The organism is Streptomyces sp. NPDC012510 (assembly GCF_042955065.1).
Classification (GTDB): Bacteria; Actinomycetota; Actinomycetes; order Streptomycetales; family Streptomycetaceae; genus Streptomyces.
In genome coordinates, this window is sequence record NZ_JBIBEN010000041.1 from 24149 (window position 1) to 32358 (window position 8210).

The window sequence follows — 8210 nt, forward strand, 5'->3', positions numbered from 1 at the left end:
CGCCGCGTGATCAATAACCGCGTGCCCACCTTCACGGGGGAAGGCCCGGTCGGTATGGGCCGGAGAACGGCGGTGAACGGCGGGGGTGTTAGCTTCCTGCGCGTGTTAGAACACCAGGATGAGACCAGGGCGGCCTACGACGGGGTCGTCGAGCTCTATGCGTCGATGTTCACTAGTCGGTTGGAGACGCGGCCGTTCGCACGGAACATGATCGGCACCTTCGCCGAGCTCGTGCGTGACACGCGGAACTTGCGGGTAGCCGACGTCGGGTGCGGACCCGGTCATCTGACGGCCATGCTGCACGACTTGGGGCTGGATGCCTTCGGGATCGACCTCTCCCCGGCCATGGTCGACCACGCTCGGCGGGCCCAGCCGACGCTGCGGTTCGACGAAGCACGAATGGAGGCCCTGCCGGTCGAGGACGGCGTGCTTGGTGGAGTGCTGGCCCACTACTCGATGATCCATACCCCACCTGAAGAACTGCCCGCGCTACTTGCTGAGCAGGTGCGTGTCCTGGCACCAGGGGGTCTGCTCCTGGTGTCCTTCTTCGGGACTGAGGGGCCGGAGCCGGTCCGCTTCGATCACAAGGTGGCGCCCGCCTATAGCTGGCCGGCGGAGCAGTTTGCCGGGTTGCTGACCGAGGCCGGGCTCGTCACGGTGGCTCGGTTGCTCCACGACCCAGCGTCCGAGCGCGGCTTCCTCGACACACACTTGCTGGCCCGCCGCCCGTAGAGACTGACCTGTGGACTCTTGAGTTAGTTCGGTCAACATGCCTGACGCTCAAATCGGACCCCAGATAACCACCGCTTTCCAGAGCGGCGCCCGGTTCACCCACTCGAAGAACTCCACCGCGGCCGCACGCCTGGCTGATGGGGTTACCGCCCGGGACTGGTTCGCCCGCTCACCCCGGCGGCTCTCCCCGGTCGGCGGCGTCGGCAGCCTCACCATGATTGGCCTGGGCATCACCGTCGCCGCGACCGGCCGCAAGGACTGAGGCCCGGGCGCCCGCGTTGTCATGGCCATCCCCTAAGGTGATCGCCTAGTTACTGGATTTTCTCATGTGTGGGAACCGGGGGAGTAGCTCAATGAGGGATGGCCGACGGATCCGCGCGCCCAGGCTGTGGGCGTGTGCCGCTGTCGTCGTCATGACCGCACTGTCGGCGTGCGGCAACGGCGACACGGCGGACACGGCCGAAGCCGGAGGAGACGAGTCGCCGGCAGCGTCAGGGACCCCCTCGCCGGGCAAGAACGCGACCGCCCAACCCGAACCGAAGAAGATGCCTTCGGCGCGCGAGCCCGTGCTGCACGTGGACGGCAAGTACACGTACACCGTCCAGATCCTCAAAGCCGAGACCGCGGTGAACGTCCCAGGCACTCCTCCACCGGCCGGCACGATGGCGCTCACCCTGCTCCTGCGCGTGGAGGCCGAGCCCCGCAATCGCAGCATTCACGCGCCCTACGCGGCGCTGGCGATCGACTATCCGAGCCTCAAGGACGAGCTTAATTCGCACATCGGGGGCGTACTCGACGGCGCAACGCCGTACATGACCGAGGACCAGATGCTTTACAGCGGCGAGGGAGCGAAGGGTATCGACTCGGTGTTCGGCACCCTCCAGCCGAACACCGTGTACTACCACTGGGCCTGGCAGATCGTGTCGGAGAAGGCGAACCTGGAGGGCGCCACACTGTGCGAGCGGGGAATCTCGGATGTCAGTTGCATCCCCGTCGGTGACATCACCGCCGCCGAATACTGACGCGGGGGCGCCTGGCCTCAGCCGTCCTTCTCGGTGTCGGTCCCGCCGTCACCGCCGCCCGCCGAACTCCCACTCGTGCACCTCACCCGGTAGATGCGGCTGGCGGTGTCCCGGGCGCCGCGGTCGCCGTCGGGGGCGGGCCGGACAGACTGGCGGAGCGTGATGTAGCGGACCGGGGCGTCAGGGTGCGCACCGGCCCGACGCAGGCGCTTGCGGACAGCGGCGTCGGGCCGTACCCGCCCGGGAGGCGCGCAGGCCTCGCCGAACCAGGTCGACGAAGAGCAGTGACTGATCGGGTCTCGGCCTCTCCACCGCCCGTCGCACCGTGCCGAGGCGCGTGCCTCCTTCTACGCTGGTGGTCTCGGGGCACGTCATGGAGGTTCGCCATGCCCCACGTCCTGTGGTCCGGTGCCATCTCCTTCGGCCTGGTCACTTCTCTGAACTACCTAGTGTTCTGGGCGCTCGCCGGCGGCGTTGACTGCAGACGTATCAGCCCAGATGTCTGGCGAAGAATCGCAGCGAGTCGTCCACCTCGAACCTCGGTAGATCTCCGTGCTTGCCGGGGTTGGCGTGCAGTGTCTTCTCGGCTGAACCGATGGCATCGAACAACGCCAGGCTCTGTGCACGGGGCATCAGTTCATCGTCCCACTGGACCAGAAATTGCACCGGTGCGGTGATCTGCGCGGCGGTCCCGGCCAGCAAGGGCGCCCCTTACAGGCCCAGCACCGCGGCGCGGACTCGAGGTTCTGCGGCGGCGAACGGTATACCGAGCGCGCAGCCCAGCGACACGCCCCAATACCCCACCGGTCCGCCGCCGATATGGTCGAGTTGCTGGACTGCGGTCAGGACCGCCTGCCATTCCGCGATGGTCTGCCCGGCTACGAGCGTGTACATGGCGGTGTCCAGCGCAGCCGTATCCTCTCCGGCGGCCATACGCGCCCGGTACTCGGTCGCGATCCGGTCGAACTCCTTGTCCGTCGGCCGCTCGCCGTGGTTGGGCACGTCCATCGCGGCGACCGCGAACCCGCCCTCGGCGGCGAAGCGATGCGCGCGGGCGAGGATGCCGGGGGCCTTCTTGTGTTGCCCGGCGCCGTGTCCCATCAGGATCAGGGGGCGAGTGCGGTGGGCATCTTCCGGCGTCCACAGCACGCCGGGGATCTCGTCGAGGGTGAAGAGCTGTTCGGTCACGCCCCGTCACACCGTCAGACACCTCCACACCCAACAACGTGACAACCTGTCGCGGAGCCCTCTTTCCTGAAGGGCCGGGCGGTGCGGACGGTGCCGCCTTGGGCGCCCCAGCGGCGTGGTGGTGGGCGCGGACAGAGGCGGAGTCGACGTTGATGTCCCAATCGATGTCACCCGCGGCGTCGGCCCGGGCCTGGACGTGCTGGAGGAGCCTCTCCCAGGTGCCATCAGCCGACCACAGTAAGTGCCGCTTGTGCACGGTCTTCCACGGGCCGAAGCGTTCGGGCAACTCTCTCCACTGCGCCCCGGTGCTGAGCCGGTGAAGGATCCCGTTGATCACCTGGCGGTGGTCCCGCCACCGGCCGCACCGGTTGTTGGTCGACGGCAGCAGCGGCTCCAGCCCGGCCCACTCCACGTCGGTCAAGTCACCCCTGCTGATCATGTCCAGACCTGCGGGTATTGCGTCGAGCCGCGACTACGCCTTGGCCGTCTTCATCAGCTCCACCAGGCTGGAGAAGCTGTCCGCCGCGTGCCCGGCGTCCATGCCGCGCCGGAACAGAGCGGCCACAGCGGCCGGCAGAGTGGTGTCGACGCCGGCGTCGGCGTTGGTGTGCAGGACGTGTTCGACGCTGGCCATGCCCATGGCGAGGCGGTCCACGTCACCGGGATGCTCGCCGGCGTCGATGCGCTCGGTGTAGAAGGAGAGAAAACCCGGCATCCCGGTCATGGTCTCGATGGCGTGCGGGAGGACGTCCGCCGCCGTGAGTCCATTGGCGTCGGCGAGTGCGATGACCTGCCAGTAACTGAGCATGGACGTCCAGAACATGACCATGCCCATCTGGTACAGGAGCGCGGCCAGGCCGGGATCCTCGCCCTGGTAGTCCGCGCTGGTCAGGACTTCGAGGGTGGACCGGTGTGCCTCGAACACCTCGCGCGGCCCGCTGTAGAAGGTGGACGACTCAGGCTGTCCGATGCCGGAAGGCGAGGCGTTGACGCCCCCGGTGAGGTGGACCGCGCCGTGCTCTGACACCCACCGCGCCCCGGCGCGGGTCTTCTCCGGGGTGTCGGAGCTGAGGTTGACGAGTACGCGGCCAGTCAGGGCGTGGGACGCCGGTTCCAGCACGGTGTACGTCGCGTCGTAGTCGGTGAGGCTCAGGACGACCAGCTCGTTGGCGGCGACGGCGTCTTCGGCGCTCTTTGCGAGTACGGCGCCGCGCGCCACGAGGGCATCGGCACGGGACACGGTGCGGTTCCAGACGGTGACATGGTGTCCCTGCCCGAGTAAGGCGTGGACCATTGCCTGCCCCATGGGGCCGAGTCCGATGACGGTCACAGGCTGCTTGGTGCTCATTGGGAAGACCTCCGCGGGATGTGTTCACGACCAGCCGCCGCCCCGGCACGAGCCGGTGCCGCAGCGAGGACGAGACTAAAACGAGCGTTCTACCCAGGATGTGGAGCAATGTAGCACGGCTCTAAAACGAACTTTCTACCCAGTAGGGTGTGCACATGGGACAGGCCAGCACCCGGGACCGGATCGTCATCGCCGCAGCGAGCCTCCTGCAGCGCCAGGGCTATGTCGGCACGGGCATCAAGCAGATCGCCAAGGAGGCGGAGGCCACACTGGGCTCCGTCTACCACTTCTTCCCGGGCGGCAAAGAGGCCGTCGCGGTCGCCGCCATCAAGTACAGCGACCGGGAGTTCGCAACGGTCCTCCGCTATGCGATGGAGAGCGAGGAGGACCCGGGCGCGGCCGTAGAGGCCTGCGCCGGACAGCTCGCCGAAGGGCTGCGCGCATCGGGTTGGACCGACGGCTGCCCGGTCACGGCAGCGGCACTGGAAACCTTGGGAACCGACTCCGAAATCCAGCAGGCATGCGCCGACGCGCTGCGCAGCTGGGAGCTGATCGTCACCGACAAGCTCCTGCGCTCCGGCTTCCAGGCCCGCGACGCCAGGGAGTTGGCGACCGCCATCATCAGCGCCCTGGAAGGCGCCGAAGTGACGGCGCAGGTCAACCGCAGCGAGGAACCACTACGGGTGACGGGCCGACAACTGGCCCGCCTGGTGGGTTCATACGGAGTGTCCCGCTCGTAAGGACCACGTGTGTCGGTCGTCGCGTCGGGGGTCCAGGTGGCCGGGTCGCCGAAGACGAACTCGCCGCCGTGGTGGGGCGGACGGCCCCGAGTGCCTGGCTCGCGTGGCGGGACCGCCCGGCGCAGAACACGGTCCGAGCGCATCCGGCCCAGCTCCGGCACCGGCAGATCTGTCAGCAAGAAGGCCAGGCGGGCGCGTCGTATCCGGCGTCCACCACGATCAACACCATGTCGGGCGTCGTTGTCGACTGGTGGTGTGGGGTTGAAGGCCGGTCGAGCCCGCTTGCGCCGTACCGCCGGTAGCGGTTCACCCACTTCGATGCACAGGATCGGGAGATGCCCATCTCGTCTGCGACGTGGGCGATCGGCCTTGTCCGGCATCGCTCAACGAGGCGTCGTTGGCCCTCGATACCGAGTGGGGAGTTGGCATCGGTCATCGAGCGCTGTTTTCGACGTTGTCCCGGAACAGGGGCTCCGGATGGGCATCGTCGGTGCTGGTGAAGGCCCTCGGCAGGTGACTCAGGGCGAAGACCCCGAGTGCGGCGTGGAGAATGCCCGCGATGACGGCAGCGGCGTGCAGTCCGGTGACGAAGGCTGACTTCGCATCGCCGATCACCGCGGCCGTGAGGCCGGGGACCTGCAATGTCTCGTTGAGAGTACCGGCGAGGTCAGGTCCCTGGAGCCGGAAGATCAGGGCGGCCAGCGAGCCGAGGAGTGCGATGCCGAGGGCGTTGCCGATCTCGTTGCTGGTCTCGGCGATTGCTGCTGCGGACCCGGCGCGCTCTGCGGGAACCGCGGCGACGGCGGTGTCGGCGACAACGCTGAAGGAGATGCCGTAGCCGATACCAGCGATGACGGTGGACGCCACGTACCAACCGATACCGCCGGAGACGCTGGTGGGCACCAGCAGGAGCAGCCCTGCGACGATGAGGAAATGGCAGGTGATGAGCGCTGCCCGGGTGCCGATACGTGCGACCAGCGTCGGTGTGACGATGCAGGTGACGGTGAGCACGGCGGCACCGGGGAGCGCGACGAGAGCCGCGTCCAAGACGGTCAGTCCGAGGACAGACTGGAGGTAGATGCCGCCGAGGTAGGCCACTGCCGACCATGCGGCCAGAGGCAGAAGCCCGGTGATGGCCGCGATCGTGAACACCCGGTCGCGGAAGAGGCGGAAGTCGATCAGCGGGTGTTCAAGGCGGAGCTGCCGCCGGACGAACCACCACAGGGTGACGACGCCGACGATCCCCGTGGCCATCGGAACCGCGGTCAGCCCCTCCGCGGCAGCTTGCTTGATCGCGTAGACGGTCAGCAGGATTCCCGCAGCGGAGAGAAGAACGCTCAGAGCGTCGATGCGGCCGGTCCGGGTGGCACGTACCTCGCGGAGCAGTACCGGGGCCAGAAGCAGGAACAGCACGACGACGGGGAGATTGATCAGGAAGACCGACCCCCACCAGAAGCTGTTCAGCAACTGTCCGCCGACGACCGGGCCGATCGCGAAGCCGGCGGCAAAGGTGGCTGCGAAGATACCGATCGCTTTCGCCCGCAGGCGTGGGTCGGTGAACAGTTCGCTGAGTACCGCCAGCGCTGACGGCAGCAGCGTGGCACCGGCCACGCCCATCAACGCCCGGAAGGCGATCAGCAGTTCCGGCCCAGGTGCGAACGCCGCTCCCGCCGAGCCGACACCGAACACCGCCGCGCCGGTCATCAGCAGCTTCAGCCGGCCGTACCGGTCGCCGATGTTCCCGAACGCGATGAGCAAGGACCCGACGGCGAATCCGTAGACATCCAGGATCCACAACGCCTGATCGGCAGTCGGCGACAGAGCCTCGGCGACCTTGGGCACGGCCAGGAACAGGACCGAACTGTCCATCGCGACCAGCAGTACCGGGCCGAGTATCACCAGCAGACCGAGCCACGCCCGCGTACCGGGTGAGTGAGAAACACGCTGTTGCTTCATGCCCCTGACGGTGCGGCGCCGTCCGCTCGGCAACCATCCCCGCGTCATGGGTACACCTCGCAGGGACACCCAGAATCGGAGCGTTCCGCCTACGCTCGAGGTCATGGAGTTGGAGAGCCTCGGGGCCTATCTCAAGAGCCGCCGTGACCGGGTCACGCCCGCCAAGGTGGGACTGCGCACCTACGGAACAGCCCGCCGCGTGCCGGGTCTGCGTCGCGAGGAGCTCGCCCAGCTCGCCGGCGTGAGCGCCGGCTACTACACGCGGCTGGAACAGGGCCAGGCAGGTACGGCCTCCCAACAGGTCCTGGACGCGCTCGCCGGCGTGCTCCAGCTCGATCCGGTCGAGACAGCCCACCTGCACAACCTCGCCCGTCAGCCCACCACTTCGCGCCTGGTCCGCCCCCGTCCGGAAAGGCCGCACCCACGAGTACTGGCACTCCTGGCCTCCCTCGGGGAGACCACACCGGCCGTCGTGCTCGGCCGCCGTGGCGACGTACTGGTCTGGAACCGCACCGGACATGCCCTCGTCGCGGAACACGTCGACTTCGACGCGCCCCACGATCTCGCGCGACGGCCGTCCATCCCCCGCATGTTCTTTCTCGACTCTCTCACCCGCGACCTGCACCGAAACTGGGATGAACTGGCCCGAGCTCATGTCGCCTACCTGCGGCTCACCGCGGGCAGGTATCCCAGCGACGCCCGGTTGGCTGAACTGATCGGCGAACTTTCCATGCGCAGCGGCGACTTCGCCAAGCTGTGGGCCAAAGGCGACGTGGCGGACTGCACCGTGGGCACGATGCGCCTGCGACACCCAACCGTCGGAGGGGTCGAGGTCGACTACCAGGTGTGGCTCCAGCCCGAGAGCCCCGACCACCGGCTTGAGGTCTACACACCCAAAGACACCGCCTCGGCCGACGCGCTGCGACTGTTGTCCAACCATGTCGCCGATCAGCCGGAACGAGTCGCCCTCTCCGAGGCGCCCCGGCATCTGGACAGGTAACTCCTGCCTGTCACCCCCATGGCAACGGTGGGTCTACGCCCGGGTCTGTGTAGCGAACGGTGGAACTCAGTCGGATTTGTTCAGCGGCGTCCGGCGGTGAGCCGGCCGTCGAAGGTGATGTCGAAGGCTTGGAGTGCGGCCTTCCAGCGCATGGTCCAGCGTTTGCGTCCGGTGCCGGTCGGGTCCAGGCTCATGACGGCCAGGTAGACGCATTTGAGGGCGGC

Annotated in this window: 6 protein-coding genes and 6 pseudogenes; 5 read left to right on the forward strand and 7 right to left on the reverse strand. The window is 67.8% G+C overall.

The genetic code is table 11. The features are described from left to right. Positions 1–102 precede the first annotated feature (102 nt). The 3 genes and pseudogenes from ACFY9I_RS41025 (at position 103) to ACFY9I_RS41035 (ending at position 1754) form a co-directional block, all read left to right on the forward strand. Positions 103–732 (forward strand): class I SAM-dependent methyltransferase, encoded by a 630-nt coding sequence (locus ACFY9I_RS41025; protein WP_210572911.1) that lies wholly within the window; start codon positions 103–105, stop codon positions 730–732. A 145-nt stretch (positions 733–877) separates the two neighbouring features. Then, positions 878–994, forward strand: a pseudogene (locus ACFY9I_RS41030) (lysine transporter LysE); the annotation flags it as partial. Between the two features lie 91 nt (positions 995–1085). Beyond that, on the forward strand, positions 1086–1754 hold the full coding sequence (locus ACFY9I_RS41035) for a hypothetical protein (RefSeq protein WP_391012236.1): 669 nt from the start codon (positions 1086–1088) through the stop codon (positions 1752–1754). Positions 1755–2243: 489 nt separating this feature from the next. Here the strand turns inward: ACFY9I_RS41035 and ACFY9I_RS41040 are convergent. The 3 genes and pseudogenes from ACFY9I_RS41040 to ACFY9I_RS41050 all read right to left on the reverse strand — a co-directional run bounded on the left by ACFY9I_RS41040 (position 2244) and on the right by ACFY9I_RS41050 (position 4290). Then, positions 2244–2942 (reverse strand): annotated as a pseudogene (locus tag ACFY9I_RS41040) (dienelactone hydrolase family protein). 79 nt (positions 2943–3021) lie between these two features. Beyond that, a pseudogene (locus ACFY9I_RS41045) lies at positions 3022–3378 on the reverse strand (IS5 family transposase); the annotation flags it as partial. A gap of 36 nt (positions 3379–3414) precedes the next feature. Continuing rightward, complete coding sequence (locus ACFY9I_RS41050; protein ID WP_391012239.1) at positions 3415–4290, reverse strand: NAD(P)-binding domain-containing protein; 876 nt, start codon at positions 4288–4290, stop codon at positions 3415–3417. Between the two features lie 155 nt (positions 4291–4445). Between ACFY9I_RS41050 and ACFY9I_RS41055 the strand changes: the two genes are divergently transcribed. After that, positions 4446–5030, forward strand: a complete 585-nt coding sequence (locus ACFY9I_RS41055; RefSeq protein WP_391012241.1) for a TetR family transcriptional regulator — start codon at positions 4446–4448, stop codon at positions 5028–5030. A gap of 5 nt (positions 5031–5035) precedes the next feature. On the opposite strand, the pseudogene ACFY9I_RS41060 reads toward ACFY9I_RS41055, so the two are convergent. The 3 genes and pseudogenes from ACFY9I_RS41060 to ACFY9I_RS41070 form a co-directional block, all read right to left on the reverse strand. Next, positions 5036–5256 (reverse strand): annotated as a pseudogene (locus ACFY9I_RS41060) (transposase); the annotation flags it as partial. A 54-nt stretch (positions 5257–5310) separates the two neighbouring features. Beyond that, a pseudogene (locus tag ACFY9I_RS41065) lies at positions 5311–5466 on the reverse strand (helix-turn-helix domain-containing protein); the annotation flags it as partial. Next, positions 5463–6986, reverse strand: a complete 1524-nt coding sequence (locus tag ACFY9I_RS41070; protein WP_391012244.1) for an MFS transporter — start codon at positions 6984–6986, stop codon at positions 5463–5465. The pseudogene ACFY9I_RS41065 and the gene ACFY9I_RS41070, both read right to left, overlap by 4 nt. A 103-nt stretch (positions 6987–7089) precedes the next feature. Here ACFY9I_RS41070 and ACFY9I_RS41075 point away from each other — a divergent pair, with 103 nt between their 5' ends. Beyond that, positions 7090–7986 (forward strand): helix-turn-helix transcriptional regulator, encoded by an 897-nt coding sequence (locus tag ACFY9I_RS41075; RefSeq protein WP_243382383.1) that lies wholly within the window; start codon positions 7090–7092, stop codon positions 7984–7986. Between the two features lie 80 nt (positions 7987–8066). Here the strand turns inward: ACFY9I_RS41075 and ACFY9I_RS41080 are convergent. Then, positions 8067–8210: pseudogene (locus ACFY9I_RS41080) on the reverse strand (IS256 family transposase); the annotation flags it as partial.

Bases quoted from the DNA above. Each gene is read 5' to 3' on its own strand.
- ACFY9I_RS41035 (WP_391012236.1), top strand. From the start codon at position 1,086: ATGAGGGATGGCCGACGGATCCGCGCGCCCAGGCTGTGGGCGTGTGCC.
- ACFY9I_RS41050 (WP_391012239.1), bottom strand. From the start codon at position 4,290: ATGAGCACCAAGCAGCCTGTGACCGTCATCGGACTCGGCCCCATGGGG.
- ACFY9I_RS41055 (WP_391012241.1), top strand. From the start codon at position 4,446: ATGGGACAGGCCAGCACCCGGGACCGGATCGTCATCGCCGCAGCGAGC.
- ACFY9I_RS41070 (WP_391012244.1), bottom strand. From the start codon at position 6,986: ATGAAGCAACAGCGTGTTTCTCACTCACCCGGTACGCGGGCGTGGCTC.
- ACFY9I_RS41075 (WP_243382383.1), top strand. From the start codon at position 7,090: ATGGAGTTGGAGAGCCTCGGGGCCTATCTCAAGAGCCGCCGTGACCGG.